Below are 20,791 nucleotides of genomic sequence, written 5' to 3' on the forward strand. Positions count from 1 at the left end.
GACTAGGCCGGCAGGGCCTCGCCGGTGAGCACGCCGCCCGCGAGGGCCTGGAAGTCCTGCTCGGAGCCGCTGCCGGTGATCAGCAGGCGCACGCCGTCGAGCTCGCCGATCCAGATCGGCTCGTCGCCCTGGGCCCCGTAGACGACGAACGCGAGCCCGCCGACGTCGGTGGTGCCCCGCGCGGGTGCGCCGCCCGCCCCCGCCTCGGACACGAGCAGCGCCTCCTCGGTGCCGTCGCTCTGCACGAGCCGGAGGTAGCGGCCCTCGGGCGTCAGGTACCCGGTGCGCACGACGCGGCCCGACGCCGGGTCGGCCGGGTCGACGCGGTCCTGGTCGACGGCGTTGGAGCGCCAGCCCGGGGGCACGGCGGGCACGCGCAGCGCGAACGGCACGTCGGCGGCCAGCGCGCGCAGCTCCGCCGGCGCGTCGACGACGGGCAGTGCGGACGGGTCGACCGACGGCCCGCCCGGGCTGAACGCGCAGCCGCGGGTGACCCCGCCGACCACGAGGACGACGAGCACCAGCACGCCGATCGCGACGACCATGTCGCGCACCGTCATCGCGGAGCGCGGCGGCTTGCGGGGAGCGGGATCGGTCACGGGCCCCATCATCCCCGGCGCCACGAGCGACCGCCGTCTCACCTCGCTCGCACCCCACGGGCGCGGGCGATCTGCGAGGATCGGGCGACACCCGAACGAGTCACCACCCCCGCCCGGGCACGGCGGGGGTCGCCGCGCGTCCCACGGCGCGGAGCCACGACAGCAGGAGGCCGCAGATGACCACCGCCGCGAACGCCACGCCGAGGCGCCGGGAGGCGCCCGACCGCAACCTCGCGATGGAGCTCGTCCGCGTCACCGAGGCGGCGGCGATGGCGGCGGGCCGGTGGGTCGGGCGCGGCGACAAGAACGGCGGCGACGGCGCGGCGGTCGACGCGATGCGCCAGCTCATCGGCAGCGTCTCGATGCGCGGCGTGGTGGTGATCGGCGAGGGCGAGAAGGACGAGGCGCCCATGCTGTTCAACGGCGAGGAGGTCGGCAACGGCGAGGGCGCGTGGTGCGACGTCGCCGTCGACCCGATCGACGGCACCACGCTGATGGCCAAGGGCATGCCCAACTCGGTGGCGGTGCTCGCGGTGGCCGAGCGGGGCGCGATGTTCGACCCGTCGGCCGTGTTCTACATGGAGAAGCTGGCCGTCGGGCCGGAGGCCGCCGACGTCATCGACCTCACCGCCCCCGTCGCCGAGAACATCCGGCGGGTCGCCGCGGCCAAGCACCTGCACGTCACCGACGTCACGGTCTGCGTGCTCGACCGCCCGCGCCACGAGCAGCTCATCGCCGACATCCGCCGCACCGGTGCGCGCATCCACTTCCTCTCCGACGGCGACGTCGCCGGGGCCATCTCCGCGGCCCGCCCGAACACCGGCGTCGACATGCTCTACGGGATCGGCGGCACGCCCGAGGGCATCATCACCGCGGCCGCGATGAAGTGCATGGGCGGCGCGATGCAGGGCCGGCTGTGGCCCAAGGACGACGAGGAGCGCGCGCGGGCGATCGCGGCGGGCCACGACCTCGACCGCGTCCTCACCGCCGACGAGCTCGTGCGCGGCGACAACGTGTTCTTCTGCGCCACCGGCATCACCGACGGCGACCTGCTGCGCGGGGTGCACTACCGCGGCGGCGGCTGCACGACGCAGTCGATCGTCATGCGCTCCAAGTCGGGCACCGTCCGCATGATCGACGGCTACCACCGGCTCACGAAGCTGCGCGAGTACTCCTCGGTCGACTTCGACCTCTCCGACGAGCAGATCTCCGAGCACGACGCCGCGCCGCCGCTGCCCTGACCGCCCGGCGGCTGACCTGGCGATCCCCGTGATCGGATCGTGAGCGCAGGACCACCCGATCGAGCTTGATCGCCGTCGGGCCGCGGCGGATGCTACTGCGGGGAACCGGTCGGTGACGGTCGGTCGGGCGCGGGGGTGGCCATGCGGGTCCGTCGGGTGTTGTCGCTGCTGGTCGTCGTCGCGCTGACGGGGCTGCTGAGCGGGGCCGGGGGCGGCGCCGTGGCGACCGCCGAGGCCGCCGCCGTCGCCGCGGTCCGGCTGCTGCCCCTGCGGCTGCAGGAGGCGGCGATCGCGCCGGCGGCGCCCGCGCTGGCCCCGGCCGTCCGGGCCCCGGTCGTCGTCCCCGTCCCCGTCGCGCCGGTCGTGCAGGTCCCCGCTCCCGTCGTGGAGGCACCGGCCCCGGTCGTGGCCCGCGCCGTCGCCGGCACGCCCTGCGTCAGCACCGCGCGGGCCTGCATCGAGCTGTCGAGCGACCGGGCGTGGCTGATCCGGGACGGGGAGGTGTCCTACGGCCCGGTGCCGATCACGTCCGGGCGTCCGGGCTTCCGCACGCCGCCGGGCTCGTTCGCGGTCACGTTCCACAGCCGCGACCACATCAGCTCGATCTACGACGCCCCGATGCCGTACTCGGTGTTCTTCAACGGCGGCATCGCGTTCCACCAGGGCAGCCTCAGCCAGCAGTCACACGGCTGCATCCACCTCTCCCGCACCGCCGCCCGGGAGTTCTTCGACTCGCTCGTCCGGGGCGACGTCGTCCAGGTCGTCCGGTAGGCCGCCGGGGCAGGGGCGCCACCCGGCGGCTGCACGGGGCGTGCGTCACTCGGGGCTGCACGACGGCGCCCCCGCGAGAACACTGGCGGCATGGTCGACGACGACGCGTTCCGTATCGAGCACGACACCATGGGCGAGGTCCGGGTTCCCGCCGACGCGCTGTGGCGCGCGCAGACCCAGCGGGCCGTGGAGAACTTCCCGATCTCCGGGCGCGGGCTGGAGCGGGCGCAGATCCGTGCGCTCGGGCTGGTCAAGGCCGCGGCCGCGCGCGTCAACGGGGAGATCGGCGTGCTGGCGCCGGAGCTGGCGAAGGCCATCGCGGCCGCCGCCGACGAGGTGGCCGCGGGCCAGCACGACGCGCACTTCCCCGTCGACGTGTTCCAGACCGGCTCGGGCACGAGCTCGAACATGAACGCCAACGAGGTGATCGCCTCGCTGGCCGCCCGCGCCGGCGTCGAGCTGCACCCGAACGACCACGTCAACGCGTCGCAGTCGTCCAACGACGTCTTCCCGACGACGATCCACCTGGCCGCCACCGAGGCGCTGGCCACCGACGCCGCGCCGGCGCTCGACCACCTCGCCGCCGCGCTCCAGCGCCGCGCCGCCGAGTGGGTCGACGTCGTGACCGCGGGGCGCACCCACCTCATGGACGCCGTGCCGATCACGCTCGGGCAGGAGGCCGGGGGCTGGGCGACGCAGGCCGCGTACGGCGCCGCCCGCGTCCGCGACGCGCTGCCCCGCCTGGGCCAGCTGCCGATCGGCGGCACCGCCGTCGGCACCGGCCTGAACGCGCCCGCGGGCTTCGGCGCCGGCGTCGTGGAGCAGCTGCGCGCGGCCACCGGGCTCGAGGACCTGTCCGAGGCGCCCGACCACATCGAGGCCCAGGGCGCGCGCGACGGGCTCGTCGAGGCATCCGGGGCGCTGCGGACGGCCGCCGTCAGCCTGTTCAAGATCGCCAACGACATCCGCTGGCTCGGCTCGGGCCCGCGCACCGGCCTCGCCGAGCTGCACCTGCCCGACCTGCAGCCCGGCAGCTCGATCATGCCCGGCAAGGTCAACCCGGTGATCTGCGAGGCCGCGATGATGGTGGCCGCGCAGGTGATCGGCAACGACGCGACCGTCGCGTTCTCCGGCACGCAGGGCAACCTGCAGCTCAACGTGATGATGCCGGTGATGGCCCGCAACGTCCTGGAGTCGGCGCGGCTGCTGGCGAACGCGGCGCGGCTGCTCGCGGACAAGGTCGTCGACGGCATGGCGGCCGACGTCGAGCGCACCCGGGAGCTGGCCGAGTCGAGCCCGGCGATCGTCACGCCGCTCAACAAGTACCTCGGCTACGAGGAGGCGGCGTCGATCGCGAAGCAGTCGCTCAAGGAGAAGCGCACGATCCGCGAGGTGGTGCTGGAGCGCGGGCACGTCGAGTCCGGGAAGCTCACCGCCGCCCAGCTCGACCAGGCGCTCGACGTCCTGGCGATGGCGCGCGGGGGGCGCTGACGGCGGTCCGTCACGGTCCGGCGTCGAAGCCACCCGGACACCGTCCCGACCCTCCCCCGACCGGTGATCGTCACGATACGGTCGGATCCGCGGTGCAGGCTGCGCCGGTCCGGCGCGCGCCGGCTCTGCGAGGAGGAGTACCTGATGACGGTGTTACGGCGTCTGCTGGCGGTGGCTGCCGTCGGCGCCACCCTGACGGTGACGGGGTGCGTGAGCTCCGGCGGGGGCGGCGGCGCGGCGCCGGCCGCCGACGGCACCGACTGGGCCACCGCCACCTCGGCGGAGGCCGGCGGCGGCTTCGACGCGCTCGTGGAGGCCGCGAAGGCCGAGGGCACGCTCAACGTCATCGCGCTGCCCCCGGACTGGGCCAACTACGGCGAGATGATCTCGACGTTCGAGGAGACCTACGGGATCACCGTGGAGTCGGCCAACCCCGAGGGCTCCAGCCAGGACGAGATCAACGCCGTCCAGCAGCTGGGCACGCAGGAGCGCGCCCCCGACGTGCTCGACCTCGGGCAGTCCTTCGCCAACTCCAACGTCGACCTGTTCGCGCCCTACCAGGTGCAGACCTGGGACTCGATCCCCGCGGAGAACAAGGACGCCAACGGGGCCTGGGTCAACGACTACGGCGGCTTCATCTCCATCGGCTGCAACGCGAGCCTCGTCGCGAACTGCCCGCAGACCTTCGCCGACCTCGCGAAGCCCGAGTACGCGGGGCAGGTCGCGCTCAACGGCGACCCGACGTCGTCCGCGTCGGCCTTCGCCGGCGTCTGGGCGGCCGCGCTGGCGGGCGGCGGCTCGCTCGACGACATCACCCCGGGCGTGACGTTCTTCGGGCAGCTCGCCGACAGCGGCAACCTGCTCCTCGTCGACCCGACGCCGGCCACCATCGAGAGCGGCCAGACCCCGATCGTCCTCGACTGGGACTACCTGAACCTCACCCAGGCCGAGAAGGTGGCGCCGTCGTTCGAGTGGCGCGTCGCGGTGCCGTCGGACGGGCTGTTCGCGCAGTACTACGCGCAGGCGATCAACAAGAACGCGCCGCACCCGGCGGCCGCGCGGCTGTGGCAGGAGTTCCTGTACTCCGACGTGGGCCAGAACCTCTGGCTGGCCGGCAAGGCCCGCCCGGCGCGCCTGACCGACATGCAGACCGCGGGCACGGCCGACCCGGCGCTGGTGTCAGTGCTGCCGCCGGTCGCCGGCGAGCCGCAGTTCCCGACGCAGGAGCAGACCGACGCGGCCAACGCCGTCGTCGCCCAGAACTGGGCCACGGCGACCTCCTGAGATGACGCTCCTGGAAGCTCCGACCGCACCACCCGAGAAGGTGCGGTCGGAGCGCTCCTGGCGGGCGGCGCTGGGCCTGCTGCCGTTCGTCGCCTACCTGCTCGTGTTCCTCGGCGGGCCGCTGTACTTCGTGATCAGCGGGGCGCTGTCGGACGCCGACGGGCGCCCGACGCTCGACAACGTCATCGCCTCGGTCACGCAGCCGCAGTACCGGGCGGCGTTCACCTCGAGCATCGTGCTGTCCGCGGGCACGGCCGTGATCGGCGCGGTCGCCGGCGCCTTCCTCGCGCAGGCCGTGCTGACCAGCCGCCCGACGAGTCCGCTGCGCCGGATCGTGTCGACGGCGTCGGGCGTGCTCGCCTACTTCGGCGGCGTGCCGCTGGCGTTCGCGTTCATCGCCGCGCTCGGCCAGACCGGGCTCGCGACGCAGTTCCTGAAGTCGGCGGGCGTCGACCTCTACGCGTCCGGCTTCCGCATCGACTCCCTCACGGGCCTCGCGCTCACCTACGTCTACTTCCAGATCCCGCTCATGGTCATCCTCATCACCCCCGCGCTGGAGGGCCTGGTGCCGCAGTGGCGCGAGGCCGCGGAGAACCTCGGGGCGTCGGCGTGGACGTACTGGCGGCGGATCGCGCTGCCCGTGCTCGCCCCGGCGCTCGGCGGCGCCACGCTGGTGCTGTTCGGCAACGCGTTCGCCGCGTACGCCACCGCGCTCGCCCTGACCAGCGGCTCGATCCCGCTGCTGCCCACGGCGATCGCGTCGGCGCTGTCGGGCAACGTGCTCGCGGGCGCGCAGAACGTCGGCCTCGCGCTCGGCCTCGACATGGTGCTCGTGATCGCCGTCGTCATGGTCGGGTACGTGCTGCTGCAGCGCCGGGCGTCGAGGTGGCAGGCGCGGTGAGGGGCCGTCGCTGGCGGGTCGTCGTCCTCGGCCTCGCGCTCGTCTACTTCCTGGTGCCGCTGCTGTCGGCCGCGGAGTTCAGCCTGCGCACCCCCGGTGGCGGGTACGGCGTCGCCAACTACCTGACGATCTTCGGCGACGAGGTGCTGCTGTCGTCGCTGCTGGTGTCGCTGCAGATCGCCGTCGTCACCGCGGTGCTGGTGCTGCTGCTCGTCGTCCCCACCGCGGTGTGGGTGCGGCTGCGCTTCCCGGCCGCCGCGGCGCTGCTGGAGAGCGCGACGATCCTGCCGATCGTCGTGCCGCCGGTCGTGATGGCGGCGGGGATCGCGTTCGTCCAGGCCAACCTCGGCGGCCCGGTGTTCCGCACGCTGTTCGCGTCCTCGTTCACCGCGCTCACCCCGTTCTACGTGGTGCTCGCGCTGCCCTTCGCCTACCGCGCCGTCGACAACGGGCTGGCCGCCGTCCCGCTGCGCACGCTCGTGGAGGCCGCCCGCAACCTCGGCGCCTCCCTGCCCACCGCGCTGTGGCGGGTGGTCCTGCCGGCCATCCGCAGCGCCGTGCTCGGGGCGGCGTTCCTCACGCTCGCGCTCGTGCTCGGCGAGATCGTCATCGCCCGGATCCTGCTGTACGGCGACACGTTCCCGGTCGCGATCGTCGAGGTCGGGCGCAGCCAAGCCGGCGTGGCCGTCGCGCTGACGCTGGCCAGCCTCGTCCTGACCTGGCTGCTGCTGCTCGCGGTCTCGTTCGCCGGATCGTCTCGGAGGAGCACCCCATGACCGACCTCGCCACCGCACGCGCGGACACGCAGCGGGGCACCACCGTCGAGTTCCGCGGCGTGCGCCGCAGCTACGGCACGACGCACGCCCTCGACGGCCTCGACCTGGTGCTCGCGCCCGGCGAGCTGCTCGCCCTGCTCGGCCCGTCGGGCTGCGGGAAGACCACGGCGCTGCGCCTGCTCGCGGGCTTCGACACCCCGACGTCGGGGTCGATCCTGGTCGGCGGCAAGGACGTCACCGACGTCCCGGCGGCCAAGCGCGACACCGGCATGGTGTTCCAGGCGTACTCGCTGTTCCCGACGATGACCGCGGCGGAGAACGTCGCGTTCGGGCTGCGGGTGCGCCGCGTCGCCCCGGCGAAGCGGACGGCCCGCGCCGCCGAGCTCCTCGACCTCGTCGGGCTGGGCGACCGCGGCGGCGCCTACCCCCACCAGCTCTCCGGCGGGCAGCAGCAGCGGGTGGCACTGGCCCGCGCGCTCGCCGTCTCCCCGGCCGTCCTGCTGCTCGACGAACCGCTGTCGGCGCTCGACGCCCGCGTCCGCGTGCAGCTGCGCGACGAGATCCGGCGGCTGCAGCTCGCCGAGGGCATCACCACGCTGTTCGTCACGCACGACCAGGCCGAGGCGCTCGCCGTCGCCGACCGGGTCGCGGTCCTCAACGCCGGGCGCCTGGAGCAGGTGGGCACGCCGCAGGAGGTCTACTCGTCGCCGTCGACGGAGTTCGTCGCCGAGTTCGTCGGGGTGATGAACCGCGTCCCGGTGTCCGGGTCGACGATCACGCCCGGCGCGCCGGAGCGCCAGGTGCGCCCCGAGGAGCTGACGGTCGGCGGTGGCCTCCCCGGCACCGTCCTGACCAGCACGTTCCTCGGCCCCGTCACGCGGCTCGTGGTGAGCACGGAGGTCGGCGAGCTCACCGTCGACGTCGTCAGCCGCCCGGGCCTGCCGGGCATCGGCGAGCCGACCGCGGTGGCCCTGCTCGGTTGACCGACCTCACCCCACCGCGCGGCCGAACCGCTCGCCCCACTCCCTCAGCAGCTCCGGCAGCTCGGGCGGGCTGCGGACCTCGAACTCGGCGCCGAGCGAGCCGAGCACCATCGCCGGCCAGTCGAGGCTGTCGGTCGACATGCGCAGCACGCAGCGCTCCGGCCCGTCCGCCTCGACCTCGGCCCACCGCCCCACGTGCGCGGCCACCCGCTCCGCCGGCGCGTGCACCAGCACCTCGACGCCCAGCCGCGCGGTGTGCACGGTCTCCAGACCGGAGCGGACGAACGCCGCCGCGTCGCCGCCGGGGAGGTCGCGGGTGCGGAACCGGGCGCCGGTGGTGCGCGGGCCGCTCAGCCGGTCGAGCCGGAAGCTGCGCCAGTCGTGGCGGTGCAGGTCGTAGGCCACGAGGTACCAGCGCCGGCCCATCGGCACCAGCCGGTGCGGCTCGACGTGCCGGTCGGCGGCCGCGCGGCCGAGCGGGGTGTAGGCGAACTCGAGGCGCTCGGTGTCGCGGCAGGCCTGGGCGACGGCGATGAGCACGGCGGAGTCGACGGTCGGCGCGGTGCGCTCACCCCACACCAGCGGCACGGTGACCGCCCGCAGCGCGTCGACGCGCCGGCGCAGCCGCGGGGGCATGACCTGCACGACCTTGGTCAGCGCCCGCACCGCCGACTCCTCGATCCCCGACACCGCGCCCTGCGTCGCGGCCTGCATGCCGACGGCGAGCGCGACCGCCTCCTCGTCGTCGACGACCAGCGGCGGCAGCGCGGCCCCCGCCGCGAGCTGGTACCCGCCGTCGACGCCCCGGCTCGCCTCGACCGGGTAGCCGAGCTCGCGGAGCCGGTCGACGTCGCGGCGCAGGGTGCGCGGCGAGACGCCGAGCCGCTCGGCGAGGTCGGGGCCGGGCCAGTGCCGGTGGGTCTGCAGCAGCGACAGCAGCCGCAGCGTCCGCGAACTCGTGTTGGCCATGTCCCCAGTCTCGTGCCATTGCGGTCAGGAAGTGGCCGCAGCGCCCCCTAGTCTTCTCCCATGACCGACACCGAGCGCGCCGACATCCTCGAGTCCCTCGCCGCCCACCGCGGCTTCCTCCTGTTCACCGTGCAGGGCCTCACCGACGAGCAGGCGCGGCAGCGCACCACCGTCAGCGAGCTGACCCTGGGCGGGCTGATCAAGCACGTCGCCCGCACCGAGAAGGGCTGGACCGACTTCATCGAGCAGGGCCCGGCGGCGATGGAGGCCACCGAGGACAGCTGGGCCGAGCACGCCGACGGCTTCGTCCTGCGCGAGGACGAGACGCTCGCGGGCGTCCTCGCCGAGTACGCGGAGGTCGCGAAGCACACCGACGCCCTGGTGGAGAGCCTGCCGAGCCTCGACGTCGCCCACCCGCTCCCCGAGGCGCCGTGGTTCCCGGCCGGGGCCACCCGCTCGGCGCGCCGGGTGTTCGTGCACATCGTCGGCGAGACCGCGCAGCACGCGGGGCACGCCGACGTCCTGCGCGAGGCGCTCGACGGCCAGAAGACGATGGGCTGACGCCGTGGGCGAGAAGACCGAGATCCTCGGGTCCTCGACACCCACCGCGGCGGCCTGCGGCACGCGCTCGACGGGCTCGCCGACGCCGACGCCGCGCGCCGCCCCACCGCGAGCGCGCTGTGCCTGGGCGGCATCGTCCGGCACGTCGCCTACGCCGAGGAGATGTGGATCGACTTCGTCGTGTCGGGCGAGAAGGTCGACGACCTCGACCGCTACGCCGAGAGCTTCCGGGTGGGGCCCGGCGACACCGTGGCCGGGCTGCTCGAGCACTACGCGGCCACGGCCCGGCGCACGGACGAGGTGGTGGCCGCGCTGCCGTCGCTCGACGTGTCGCACCCGCTGCCCGACGCGCCCTGGTACCCGGACGACAGCTTCACCGCCCGGCAGGTGCTGCTGCACCTCATCGCGGAGACGAGCCGGCACGCCGGGCACGCCGACATCCTGCGCGAGACCCTCGACGGGCGGACGTCGGCGGGCTGACGGTCGGCGGCTGACGGCTGTCGGGGGTCGGTGCGAGGATCGGAGCGTGCTGTTCTCCGAGGTCGTCGCCACCTCCGCCGCGGTGGGCGCCACGCGGTCGCGCAAGGACAAGGCCGCCGCGATCGCCGCCCTGCTGCGCGCGGCCGCGCCCGGCGAGGTCGCGCCGGCCACGGCGTGGCTCTCCGGGGAGGCGCGGCAGGGCCGGATCGGCACGGGCTGGCGCACGCTGTCGGCGCTCGACGCGGCGCCGGCGGCGGAGCCCGTGCTCACCGTGGAGCGGGTCGACGCCCTGCTCGACGCGCTGGCGGGCACGTCCGGCGCCGGCTCCACCCGCCGCCGCGCGGAGCTGCTCGGCGAGCTGTTCGGCGCCGCCACCGGCGAGGAGCAGCGGTTCCTCACGCGGCTGCTCGGCGGCGAGCTCCGCCACGGCGCGCTGGAGGGCGTGATGCTCGACGCGGTGGCGGCGGCCTCGGAGCGGCCCGCGGCGTCGGTGCGGCGGGCGTTCATGCTGTCCGGGCGGCTGCCGGAGACGGCGGTCGTGGCGCTCGGCGGGGGCGACCTCGACGCGGTGGCGCTGCAGGTCGGCCGCCCCGTCCGCCCGATGCTGGCCTCCCCCGCCGCCTCGCTCGACGACGCTCTCGCCGCCCTGCCCGACTCCACCGTCGAGTTCAAGCTCGACGGCGCCCGCATCCAGGTCCACCGCGACGGCGACGACGTGCGCGTGTGGACGCGGACGCTGCGCGAGATCACCGCCGGTGTCCCGGAGCTGGTGGAGCTGGTGCGCGGGCTGCCGTGCCGCTCGGTCGTGCTCGACGGGGAGACGCTCGCCCTGCGCGACGACGGCCGCCCCCGCCCGTTCCAGGAGACGATGAGCCGCTTCGGCTCCGACACCCACGCGCTGCTGCTGCGGCCCTGGTTCTTCGACTGCCTGCACCTCGACGGCACCGACCTGCTCGACGCCCCGCTGCGCGAGCGGCTCGCGGCGCTGGAGCGCGTCGCCGGTCCGCACCGCATCCCGTCCGGCGACCCGGTCGGCATCCTCGAGCGGGCGCTCGAGGCCGGGCACGAGGGCGTCGTCGTCAAGGCGCTCGACGCGCCGTACCTGGCCGGGCGGCGGGGGAAGGCGTGGCAGAAGGTCAAGCCGGTGCACACGCTCGACCTGGTGGTGCTGGGCGCGGAGTGGGGGTTCGGTCGGCGCACGGGCTCGCTGTCCAACATCCACCTCGGCGCGCGCGACCCCGACGGCGGCGAGCCGATCATGGTCGGCAAGACGTTCAAGGGCATGACCGATGAGCTGCTGGCCTGGCAGACGGCCACGTTCCCGGCCTACACACGGGCGACCGAGGGCCACGCCGTGCTGCTGCGGCCCGAGCTCGTCGTCGAGATCGAGCTCGACGGCGCGCAGCGCAGCACCCGCTACCCGGGCGGGGTGGCGCTGCGCTTCGCCCGCGTCCTGCGCTACCGCCCCGACAAGACGCCGGCCGAGGCCGACACGATCGAGGCGGTCCGGGCCCTGCTGCCGGGTTGACCCCGACGGTGACCGGGTCGTGCTTGCCGGGGGCGGCCCGGGTCGGGAGACTGCGCGTCACCGGGATGGCCGAGCGGAGTGTGGATGACCAGCGAGATGTTCGGGCCCTACCGCCTCGAGTCGCTCATCGGCCGGGGCGGGATGGGCGAGGTGTTCCGGGCCCACGACACGATCCGCAACCGCGTCGTCGCGATCAAGCGCCTCCCCGCCTCGCTCGCGGGCGACGCCGGGTTCGAGGAGCGGTTCCGGCGCGAGGCGCAGCTCGTCGCGCGGCTCCGCGACGGGCACGTCATCCCGATCCACGACTTCGGCGAGATCGAGGGCCGGCTGTTCATCGACATGCGGCTCGTCGACGGCGCCGACCTGCGCACCGTGCTCGACTGGATCGGCCCGCTGGCGCCCGAGCGCGCGGTGCGGATCGCCGGGCAGGTGGCGCGGGCGCTCGACGCCGCGCACGCCGACGGCCTGGTGCACCGCGACGTCAAGCCGTCGAACATCCTGCTCAGCGGCGCCACCCGCGACCCGGCCCCGGACGTCGACGACTACGCCTACCTCGTCGACTTCGGCATCGTCGCCGGGGTGGAGGACGCCGCGGGCGGGCGGCTCACCGCCACCGGCGCGGCGATCGGCACCGTCGAGTACATGGCGCCGGAGCGGTTCGTGCGCGGCACCGGCGACCGCCGCGCCGACGTCTACGCCCTGGGCTGCGTCCTGCACGAGATGCTCACCGGCGGCCGGCCCTTCGAGGGCACCGGCCCCGCGCAGATGTGGGCGCACGTCCACACGCCGCCACCGCGGCCCTCGCTGCTGCGTCCCGGCCTGCCGACGGCGTTCGACGAGGTCATCGCGGCCGCGCTCGCCAAGGACCCCGACGACCGCATCCCCACTGCGGGCGAGCTCGCGAGCCGGGCCCGGGCGGCGCTGGCCACGGTCCCGGGCACCGGCCCGACCGTGCGCCACGCACCCCTCCCGGCCCCGCCGCCCTCCTCCCCCTCGGCAGCGGCACCCACCGTCGCGCCACCCACCGTCGCCCCCCGCGCGGCGGCCGCGCACCCGGCACCCGAGCCGCCGACGGCGGCCTGGCCGACGTCCGGACCCGAGGCCCCGACCCGGTTCGGCGGCGTCCCCGCCGCGGGCTCGACGGCCCGGATGCCGCAGCCGCCCCCCGGCCGCCCCGGCGGCTCCTCCGCCGGCCCGCCGCCCGGTCCGCCGCCCTCCGGCGGCGGCTCGCGGCAGTGGTGGCCGATCGCCGCCGTCGCGCTGGTCGTCGTGCTCGTCGCGGCGGGCATCGTGTGGGCGCTGAACCGGCCGACCGACGAGGCGACGCCGTCGGCCGACGCCGCGGAGACCACCACCACCACGGCCGTCGAGGAGACGCAGGTCGACGACCCGGTCACCGAGCTCACCTCGCACGCCAGCGAAGCCCTGCTGGCCACCTGCACCGAGGAGGTCGTCGTGGGCGACGGCGCCCCCGTCCGGGCCACGGCGAACTGCAGCGACTGGGGCTTCGACCTCTACTCCTCGACCGAGGAGGCGGCCACGGTGGTGCGCGACAACAGCGGCAGCACGATCGAGCCGGGTACGCCGTGCGAGACCCGTCCCCCGACCGACACCTACCACCTCCAGCGGTTCGACCGCGGCATCCTGGGCTGCCGCTCGTACGAGGGCGGCTACACCATCGAGTTCGCGGTGGAGGGCTCTCCGGTCGTCGGGGTGCGCGACGAGGGCGACGACGGCGAGACCTACGAGGTCGTCTACCAGGAGGCCCTCAGCCTGTCGGCCGAGGTGAGCTAGCGCGTAGACTCCCGTCACCGTGCGCTTCCTCGACGGTCAGACCCCCCACCAGGACCTCACCTACGACGACGTCTTCCTCGTCCCGGGTCGGTCCTCGGTCACCTCCCGCTTCGACGTCGACCTCACCACGGCCGACGGCACGGGGGCGACCGTGCCGGTCGTCGCCGCGAACATGACGGCCGTCGCCGGGCGGCGGATGGCCGAGACGCTGGCCCGCCGCGGCGCGCTCACGGTGCTCCCGCAGGACGTCGCGCCCGAGGCCGTCGCGGAGATCGTGGCCTGGATCAAGTCGCGCCACCCCGTCTGGGACACCCCGCTCGTGCTCACCCCGGCCGACGCCGTCGCCGACGCGCTCAACCTGCTGCCCAAGCGCGCGCACGGAGCCGTGGTGGTCGTCGACGAGCAGGGCCGCCCGGTCGGCACCGTCGACGAGGCCGCGTGCTCGGGCGTCGACCGCTTCACCCGCCTCGCCGACGTCCTCGACCCCGACTCGCTCGTCGTGCCGCTGGGTACCGCGCCGCGCGAGGTGTTCGAGTCCGGGCGGCGGGTCGTGCTCGGCGTCGACGGCGACGGGCGCCTCGCCGGGCTGCTCACCCCGCTCGGCGCGCTGCGCGCGGAGGTCTACGAGCCGACGCTCGACGCGCAGGGCCGGCTGCGCACCGCGGCGGCCGTCGGCATCAACGGCGACGTGGCCGTCAAGGCGAAGGCGCTGCTCGAGGCCGGGGTCGACGTGCTCGTCGTCGACACCGCCCACGGGCACCAGGACAAGATGCTCGACGCGCTGCGCGCGGTCCGGTCCGCGGTCGGCGACGCGCCGGTGCCGGTCGTGGCGGGCAACGTCGTGACGGCGCAGGGCGTGCGCGACCTGGCCGCGGCGGGCGCCGACGTCGTCAAGGTCGGCGTCGGGCCGGGCGCCATGTGCACGACCCGCATGATGACCGGCGTCGGGCGGCCGCAGTTCTCCGCGGTGCTCGAGTGCGCGGCGGCCGGGCGTGAGCACGGCGTGCACGTCTGGGCCGACGGCGGCGTCCGCCACCCCCGCGACGTCGCACTGGCCCTGGCCGCGGGCGCGTCGGCGGTGATGATCGGGTCGTGGCTCGCCGGCACCTACGAGTCGCCCGGCGACCTGCTGCGCGACGAGGGCGGCCGTGCCTACAAGGAGTCGTTCGGCATGGCCAGCAAGCGGGCGGTCAGCGCCCGCACCCGCGGCGACGGCGGCTTCGAGCGCGCGCTGAAGGGCCTGTTCGAGGAGGGCATCTCCTCGAGCCGGCAGATGCTCGACCCGCAGCGCCCGGGCGTCGAGGACGTGCTGGACGGCATCTGCTCCGGCGTGCGCAGCGCCGCGACGTACGCGGGCGCCCGCACCCTGGGCGAGCTGCACGAGCGCGCGGTGATCGGCGTGCAGACGACAGCGGGCTTCACCGAGGGCACGCCGCACGGCCTGTAGCGCGGCACGGGGGGGAATGGGGCCCGCGCGGCCGGTGTTGCCGCGGGCATGAGAATCGGCATCATCGGTGCGGGCCACATCGGCGGCACCCTCACCCGCAAGCTCGCCGCGCTCGGCCACGACGTCCACGTGGCGAACTCCCGCGACCCGCAGACCCTCGCGGACCTCGCGGCGGAGACTGGCGCGACGGCCGTGTGGGCCGCGGACGCGGCCACCGACGCCGACGTCGTGATCGTCAGCATCCCGCAGAAGAACGTGCCGGACCTGGCCGCCGGCATCGTCGCGAAGGCGAAGCCGGGCGCCCCCGTGATCGAGACGAACAACTACTACCCGCAGCAGCGCGACGGCCGCATCGCCGCCATCGAGGAGGGCGCGCCGGAGAGCGTGTGGGTCGCCGAGCAGCTCGGCGCGCCGGTCGTCAAGATCTTCAACGGCATCTACTGGAAGCACCTGCTGGAGCGCGGCCTGCCCGCCGGCGCCGAGGGCCGGATCGCGCTGCCGGTGGCCGGGGCGGACGGGCCGGCCAAGCAGGTCGCGCTCGACCTCGTGGACCAGCTCGGCTTCGACCCCGTCGACGCGGGGACCCTCGACGACTCGTGGCGCCAGCAGCCCGGCACGCCGGTCTACGGCAAGGACTACGACGCGGAGCGGACGCGCCAGGCCCTCGCCGAGGCCGTGCCCGGGCGTCCGGCGGAGTTCCGCGCGGCCTGAGCGGGAACACCCCCGGGAACACGGACACCGGGGCCCGCCGTGGCCCCGGTGTCCGCGCCCGACCGGTCAGGCCTGCGGTCCCTCCAGCATCTCCGTGACCAGCGCGGCGATCGGGCTGCGCTCGCTGCGGGTGAGGGTGACGTGGGCGAACAGCGGGTGCCCCTTCAGCTTCTCGATCACGGCCTGGACGCCGTCGTGGCGGCCGACCCGCAGGTTGTCGCGCTGGGCGACGTCGTGGGTGAGCACCACGCGGCTGGCCGTGCCGAGGCGGGAGAGCACCGTCAGCAGCACGTTGCGCTCCAGCGACTGCGCCTCGTCGACGATGACGAAGCTGTCGTGCAGGGAGCGGCCGCGGATGTGCGTGAGCGGGAGCACCTCGAGCATGCCGCGGGCGATCACCTCCTGCATCACCGAGTCGCTGACCAGGGCCCCGAGCGTGTCGAAGACGGCCTGCGCCCAGGGCGCCATCTTCTCGTTCTCGCTGCCCGGCAGGTACCCGAGCTCCTGCCCGCCGACGGCGTACAGGGGCCGGAACACCACGACCTTGCGGTGCTGCTGGCGCTCCAGCACCGCCTCCAGCCCGGCGCACAGCGCGAGCGCCGACTTCCCGGTCCCGGCGCGGCCACCGAGGGAGACGATGCCGACGTCGGGGTCGAGCAGCAGGTCGAGCGCGACGCGCTGCTCGGCGGAGCGGCCGTGCAGGCCGAACGCCTCGCGGTCGCCGCGGATCAGGCGCACGCGCTTGTCGGCCGTGACCCGCCCGAGCGCCGCCGACCCGCCACCGAGGAGCCGCAGGCCGGTGTTGGCCGGCAGGTCGCGGGCGGCGTCGTGGTCGATCGCGCCGTCCTTGAACAGCGCGTCGACGTCCTCCGGGGTGACCTCGACGTCGGCCATCCCGGTCCAGCCCGACGGCGTCACGTCGAGCGCGTGGTACTCGTCGGCCTGCAGCCCGACGGCACCGGCCTTGACCCGCAGCGGCACGTCCTTGGTGACCAGCACGACGTCGCCGCGCCCGTCGGCACGGCGCTCGGCGGCGAGGTTGAGCGCGCAGGCGAGGATGCGCGAGTCGTTCGAGTCGTTGCGGAAGCCCGCGGGGAGCACCTCCGGGTCGGTGTGGTTCAGCTCGACGTGCAGCGTTCCGCCCGAGTCACCGATGGGGACCGGTGCGTCGAGGCGGCCGTGTTCGATGCGCAGCTCGTCGAGCGTGCGCAGCGCCGTGCGGGCGAACCACCCCAGCTCGGGGTGGTGCCGCTTGCCCTCCAGCTCGGAGATGACCACCAGTGGCAGGACCACTTCGTGCTCGTCGAACCGGGTCAGCGACCACGGGTCGGAGAGCAGCACGGAGGTGTCGAGCACGTAGCAGCGAGTGCCGGTAACGATGGTCTCTGCCGAAGAAAGGGCGACAGCACGATCAGTCACGGATGCTCCCTCGCGGACGCGGCACCGCGCCCACATATCGGTGGGCCGGCCGGCCCTGGTCTGGGCGTCCGCGGCTGCGCCGCGCACGCCCACGAGGGCCGGGTGCCGGCCCCCTCCGGTGCAACCACCACGGACCAGGGCCTCCCCGGGCGGTGCGCATCGGGTGCGTACCGCCACCACGAACGCTACCGGCGGTCACCCCTGTGCGGTCAACAGCAAGGCGGTGAGCGGGTACGAACACGCACCCAGAATTAACAGGACGGCCTACCACTGGTCGCTTGACACCTACCGCCTGTCGTCACTCAAGCCCCATCCGGCTCAGCTCCTCCCGCAGCCCGGACGGCGTCCAGGCCCCGTCGTACAGCGCGCGCAGGCGCTGCGCGGGGGTCGCCCCGGGGTGGTCGAGCCAGCGGCGGACGAGCGGGCCGCCCTCGACGTAGGTGACGACGTGGTCGCGCCAGCGGGGGTCGGCCAGGAAGCGCAGGACGCGGCGCGCCCCGCGGTCGTCGAGGAGCAGCCAGCGCCGCAGGAAGGCCTCGACGTCGTCGGCCCGGGCGCCCGCCTGCCGCAGCCGCGCCGCGTCGAGGCGGACGCGGGCCAGCCGCGCGACGGCGGCCGCGACGCGCTCGGCCCGCTCTCCGTCGAACGCCAGGCCGACGCCGTCGAGCACGTCGGACGCCCACGGCCCCCAGCCCTCGCCGACGAGGGCGTGCAGCCCGCCGTCGGCCGCGCCCTCGGCCAGCAGCGCCTGCGGGGTGCCCAGCAGGACGACGCCGTGCTCGGCCCAGCCGCGCTCCCCGAGCAGCACCGACTCCCGGCGCCACTGCTCGACGTGGTGGCCCGGGTAGGCCTCGTGCGCCACGAGCCGCGCGAGGCCGGCGCGGCGCGGCCGGGCCCCGGCGTGGACGAGCACGCGCGAGCGGCCCGGCCCCTCGCGCCGGTGCAGCGCGCTCCACGGCGCGTCGGCGACGACCTCGAACACGACCTCCTCCGGCCCGTCGACGAGACCGGCGTCCCGGGCGCGGGCCCGCAGCGCCTCCGCCAGCGCCGCCAGGCCCGCGGCCAGCCGGTCGGGCGGCACCTCGTCGCGGCGCCGGTGCTCGGCGAGCCGGGCCGCGAGGTCGCCGGAGCCGGGCAGCAGGGCGTCGAGCTCGCGGTGGGCGGCGCGGTGGTCGTCCTCGCGGCCCGCCGGGACGGGGCCGTCGGCGGCGGCCGCCAGCACCGCGTCGTACGGGACGCCCTGCCCCGCGAGGCGACGGGCCGTGGACTCCAGCGCGACGAGCTGCGCGGCCAGGAACCGCTCCCGCCGGGGCTCCAGACCCGCGTCCGGCAGCCGCTGCGCGAGCCGGCCCGCGGCCCGCACGAGCGCTCCGGGCGACGGCGGCGGCCCCGCGGGCGGCGGCGCGTCACCCGTCCGCACACTGATCGTTCCCGATCGACGTCGACCGATCGCGAGGGCCAGTGACAGGTAGTCACGCACCGCCTCGTCGACCGGCATCGCGGCACCGTACCGGCCCGTTCGGGGCGCCCGCGCGGTGGCGATCCGGGCTGCGGACGACGCAGCGTGGGAATGCAAAAGGTTACGACCGCCATCGGGTGGCGAAGGACTACGCACCGTTTAGTTGATCACTCGATCCGGTCGTCACCGATCGCCGCCGATGTCACACGCCAGGGGCGTATCCATTCCCGCAGTAATGGGCGCACCCGATGGTGTTACGCGGTTTGTGGGGAATCCGGGGGAGGCGCTACCTTTTCCTCAGTCGGCGCGGGCTCCCCGGTCGGACGCTGACTCTGAATGGATTCGACCTCGGTCGGACCCGGATCACAAACAGGAGAAAACTGTGCTGAAGAAGGCCGGAATCATCGTGGCTGCCTCCGCTGCCGCGCTGCTCGCCCTCAGCCCGCTCGCCTTCGCCGGCGACAAGGGCGACCACGGCTACGGCCACGGCCACGACGGCGACACCGCCGTCAACTCGGTCGAGGACGACAGCGAGACCACGGGCCTCGTCAACGTGGCCGACAACGAGGTCAACGTGCCCGTCCAGGCGTGCAACAACGACATCCCCGTCAACGTGGCCGGCATCCAGGTCTCCGACGTGCAGGCCGACCTGACCGGCGCGCTGGGGCTCCTCGGCGAGGCCGAGGTCGAGGACGAGGGTGGCGCGGGCGACGTCCGCGCCTGCGAGCAGGAGAACTCCTCGGGCGGCTCGATCGTCCAGGGCATCGACGACTGATCACGTCGTAGCTCGACCGGCGGCGCCGGATCCCCTCGGGGGGTCCGGCGCCGTCGGCTTTTCCCGCGTGTTCCACCCCGTCGTGCGGGCGCGTCGCGCCTCGGCGGCAGCCTGCGCTACGCAGCGTCGAGCCGGTCACCCGATGCGGTGCCGAGATGAATTCTTCGAAGTCCCCCCATCGGGGCGTAACCATTTGAAAACAGGGGGCCGCCACCCGATGGTGTTACGCGGTTTGGCCCTCTTGCGAGTACGCGCTACCTTTTCCTCAGTCGGCGCGGCTCCCCGCTCAGTCGCTGGCTCTGAATGGATTCGACTTCGGTCGGGCCCGGGATCGCAAACAGGAGAAAACTGTGCTGAAGAAGGCCGGAATCATCGTGGCTGCCTCTGCTGCCGCGCTGCTCGCCCTCAGCCCGCTCGCCTTCGCCGGCGACAAGGGCGACCACGGTCACGGCCACGGCCACGACGGCGACACCGCCGTCAACTCGGTCGAGGACAACAGCGAGACCCTCGGTCTGGTCAACGTGACCGGCAACGAGGTCAACGTGCCCGTTCAGGCGTGCAACAACGACATCCCCGTCAACGTCCTGGGCATCCAGGTCAGCGACGTGCAGGCCGACCTCACCGGCGCGCTCGGCCTGGCCGGCGAGGCCGAGGCGGAGGACGAGGGTGGCGCGGGCGACGTCCGCGAGTGCGCGCAGGAGAACTCCTCGGGCGGCTCGATCGTCCAGGGCATCGACGACTGATCACGTCGTAGCTCGACCGGCGGCGCCGGATCCCCTCGGGGGTCCGGCGCCGTCGGCGTTCCCGGGGTCCGTCCGTCGGGATCCCGGTGGGACGTCAGGAGCCGAAGCGGCGGTGCCGGGCGGCGTAGTCGCGCAGGGCCCGCAGGAAGTCGACCTTGCGGAACTCCGGCCAGTAGGCCTCGCAGAACCAGAACTCCGAGTTGGCGGACTGCCACAGCAGGAACCCCGACAGCCGCTGCTCCCCCGACGTCCGGATGACGAGGTCGGGATCGGGCTGGCCGGAGGTGTAGAGGTGCGCGGCGATGTGGTCGACGTCGAGGACCTCCGCGAGCTCCTCGATGGACGTGCCCGACTCCGCGTGCTGCAGCAGCAGCTTGCGCACCGCGTCGGCGATCTCCTGCCGACCGCCGTACCCGACGGCCACGTTGAGCTGGAGCCCCGTGCGGTCGGTGGTGCGGGCCGCGGCGTTCGCCAGGCGCGTCGAGATCTCGCCGGGCAGCAGGTCCAGCGCCCCGACCACCCGCAGCCGCCACGGCGCGGCCGGCCCGCTCAGCTCGTCGACGACGTCGGCGATGATCTCCAGCAGCGGCTCGAGCTCCGCGGGCGGCCGGGACAGGTTGTCGGTGGAGAGCAGGAACAGGGTGACGACCTCGACCCGCGCCTCCTCGCACCAGCCGAGCAGGTCCGCGATCTTCGCCGCGCCGACCCGGTGCCCGTCGTTGACGTCGACGAGGCCGGCGTCGCGGGCCCACCGGCGGTTGCCGTCGAGCATCAGCGCCACGTGCCGGGGACGCTCGCCGACCTGACGCAGCCGGCGGCTGATCCGGCGCTCGTAGACCGAGTACAGCACCTCGCGCAC

The 20,791-nt window shown here is 74.7% G+C and carries 19 protein-coding genes and 1 pseudogene; 15 read left to right on the plus strand and 5 right to left on the minus strand.

The window, feature by feature from the left end; all coding sequences use genetic code 11:
• Window positions 1-2: 2 nt before the first annotated feature.
• Window positions 3-599, minus strand: a complete 597-nt coding sequence (locus HOP40_RS03420) for a DUF4245 family protein (RefSeq protein ID WP_172154558.1) — start codon at window positions 597-599, stop codon at window positions 3-5.
• A gap of 176 nt (window positions 600-775) precedes the next feature.
• Between HOP40_RS03420 and glpX the strand changes: the two genes are divergently transcribed.
• The 7 genes from glpX (at window position 776) to HOP40_RS03455 (ending at window position 8,046) form a co-directional block, all read left to right on the plus strand.
• Window positions 776-1,840: a class II fructose-bisphosphatase gene (glpX, locus tag HOP40_RS03425; RefSeq protein WP_172154560.1), complete on the plus strand. Its 1,065-nt coding sequence runs from the start codon at window positions 776-778 to the stop codon at window positions 1,838-1,840.
• 141 nt (window positions 1,841-1,981) lie between these two features.
• On the plus strand, window positions 1,982-2,611 hold the full coding sequence (locus HOP40_RS03430; RefSeq protein ID WP_172154562.1) for a L,D-transpeptidase: 630 nt from the start codon (window positions 1,982-1,984) through the stop codon (window positions 2,609-2,611).
• 90 nt (window positions 2,612-2,701) lie between these two features.
• A complete protein-coding gene (locus HOP40_RS03435; RefSeq protein WP_172154564.1) occupies window positions 2,702-4,102 on the plus strand; it encodes a class II fumarate hydratase in 1,401 nt (466 codons plus the stop codon).
• 144 nt (window positions 4,103-4,246) lie between these two features.
• A complete protein-coding gene (locus HOP40_RS03440) occupies window positions 4,247-5,386 on the plus strand; it encodes an ABC transporter substrate-binding protein (RefSeq protein WP_172154566.1) in 1,140 nt (379 codons plus the stop codon).
• A gap of 1 nt (window position 5,387) precedes the next feature.
• Window positions 5,388-6,287, plus strand: coding sequence for an ABC transporter permease (locus HOP40_RS03445; RefSeq protein ID WP_172154568.1), 900 nt, complete (start codon window positions 5,388-5,390; stop codon window positions 6,285-6,287).
• Window positions 6,284-7,063, plus strand: a complete 780-nt coding sequence (locus HOP40_RS03450; protein WP_172154570.1) for an ABC transporter permease — start codon at window positions 6,284-6,286, stop codon at window positions 7,061-7,063. Before HOP40_RS03445 ends, HOP40_RS03450 begins: the two co-directional genes overlap by 4 nt.
• Window positions 7,060-8,046: an ABC transporter ATP-binding protein gene (locus HOP40_RS03455; RefSeq protein WP_172154572.1), complete on the plus strand. Its 987-nt coding sequence runs from the start codon at window positions 7,060-7,062 to the stop codon at window positions 8,044-8,046. The genes HOP40_RS03450 and HOP40_RS03455 overlap by 4 nt, the downstream gene beginning before the upstream one ends.
• A gap of 6 nt (window positions 8,047-8,052) precedes the next feature.
• On the opposite strand, the gene HOP40_RS03460 is transcribed toward HOP40_RS03455, so the two are convergent.
• Window positions 8,053-9,015, minus strand: coding sequence for a helix-turn-helix transcriptional regulator (locus HOP40_RS03460; protein ID WP_172154574.1), 963 nt, complete (start codon window positions 9,013-9,015; stop codon window positions 8,053-8,055).
• A gap of 60 nt (window positions 9,016-9,075) precedes the next feature.
• Between HOP40_RS03460 and HOP40_RS03465 the strand changes: the two genes are divergently transcribed.
• The 6 genes and pseudogenes from HOP40_RS03465 to HOP40_RS03490 all read left to right on the plus strand — a co-directional run bounded on the left by HOP40_RS03465 (window position 9,076) and on the right by HOP40_RS03490 (window position 15,536).
• Window positions 9,076-9,576 carry a DinB family protein gene (locus tag HOP40_RS03465; protein WP_172154576.1) on the plus strand — a complete coding sequence of 167 codons (501 nt, stop codon included), beginning with the start codon at window positions 9,076-9,078 and terminating at the stop codon, window positions 9,574-9,576.
• A gap of 42 nt (window positions 9,577-9,618) precedes the next feature.
• A pseudogene (locus tag HOP40_RS03470) lies at window positions 9,619-10,056 on the plus strand (DinB family protein); the annotation flags it as partial.
• A gap of 46 nt (window positions 10,057-10,102) precedes the next feature.
• Window positions 10,103-11,584, plus strand: a complete 1,482-nt coding sequence (locus HOP40_RS03475; protein ID WP_172154578.1) for an ATP-dependent DNA ligase — start codon at window positions 10,103-10,105, stop codon at window positions 11,582-11,584.
• A gap of 84 nt (window positions 11,585-11,668) precedes the next feature.
• Window positions 11,669-13,378: a serine/threonine-protein kinase gene (locus tag HOP40_RS03480; protein WP_172154580.1), complete on the plus strand. Its 1,710-nt coding sequence runs from the start codon at window positions 11,669-11,671 to the stop codon at window positions 13,376-13,378.
• Between the two features lie 19 nt (window positions 13,379-13,397).
• Window positions 13,398-14,825, plus strand: coding sequence for a GuaB1 family IMP dehydrogenase-related protein (locus tag HOP40_RS03485; protein ID WP_172154582.1), 1,428 nt, complete (start codon window positions 13,398-13,400; stop codon window positions 14,823-14,825).
• A gap of 48 nt (window positions 14,826-14,873) precedes the next feature.
• Window positions 14,874-15,536 carry an NADPH-dependent F420 reductase gene (locus HOP40_RS03490; protein WP_172154584.1) on the plus strand — a complete coding sequence of 221 codons (663 nt, stop codon included), beginning with the start codon at window positions 14,874-14,876 and terminating at the stop codon, window positions 15,534-15,536.
• A 66-nt stretch (window positions 15,537-15,602) separates the two neighbouring features.
• Here the strand turns inward: HOP40_RS03490 and HOP40_RS03495 are convergent, their stop codons facing one another.
• Both HOP40_RS03495 and HOP40_RS03500 read right to left on the minus strand, forming a co-directional pair.
• Window positions 15,603-16,991 carry a PhoH family protein gene (locus HOP40_RS03495; RefSeq protein ID WP_172167772.1) on the minus strand — a complete coding sequence of 463 codons (1,389 nt, stop codon included), beginning with the start codon at window positions 16,989-16,991 and terminating at the stop codon, window positions 15,603-15,605.
• A gap of 262 nt (window positions 16,992-17,253) precedes the next feature.
• Complete coding sequence (locus HOP40_RS03500) at window positions 17,254-18,453, minus strand: DUF885 domain-containing protein (protein ID WP_172154586.1); 1,200 nt, start codon at window positions 18,451-18,453, stop codon at window positions 17,254-17,256.
• 367 nt (window positions 18,454-18,820) lie between these two features.
• Here HOP40_RS03500 and HOP40_RS03505 point away from each other — a divergent pair, with 367 nt between their 5' ends.
• The gene (locus tag HOP40_RS03505) at window positions 18,821-19,189 is read left to right on the plus strand and encodes a hypothetical protein (protein ID WP_172154588.1); all 369 of its coding nucleotides are present in this window, start codon (window positions 18,821-18,823) and stop codon (window positions 19,187-19,189) included.
• A 374-nt stretch (window positions 19,190-19,563) separates the two neighbouring features.
• Window positions 19,564-19,932, plus strand: coding sequence for a hypothetical protein (locus HOP40_RS03510; protein ID WP_338053048.1), 369 nt, complete (start codon window positions 19,564-19,566; stop codon window positions 19,930-19,932).
• 94 nt (window positions 19,933-20,026) lie between these two features.
• Here the strand turns inward: HOP40_RS03510 and HOP40_RS03515 are convergent, their stop codons facing one another.
• Window positions 20,027-20,791 carry an isoprenyl transferase gene (locus HOP40_RS03515; RefSeq protein ID WP_172167774.1) on the minus strand — a complete coding sequence of 255 codons (765 nt, stop codon included), beginning with the start codon at window positions 20,789-20,791 and terminating at the stop codon, window positions 20,027-20,029.

The organism is Pseudonocardia broussonetiae, from assembly GCF_013155125.1.
In the GTDB taxonomy this organism is placed as follows: domain Bacteria; phylum Actinomycetota; class Actinomycetes; order Mycobacteriales; family Pseudonocardiaceae; genus Pseudonocardia; species Pseudonocardia broussonetiae.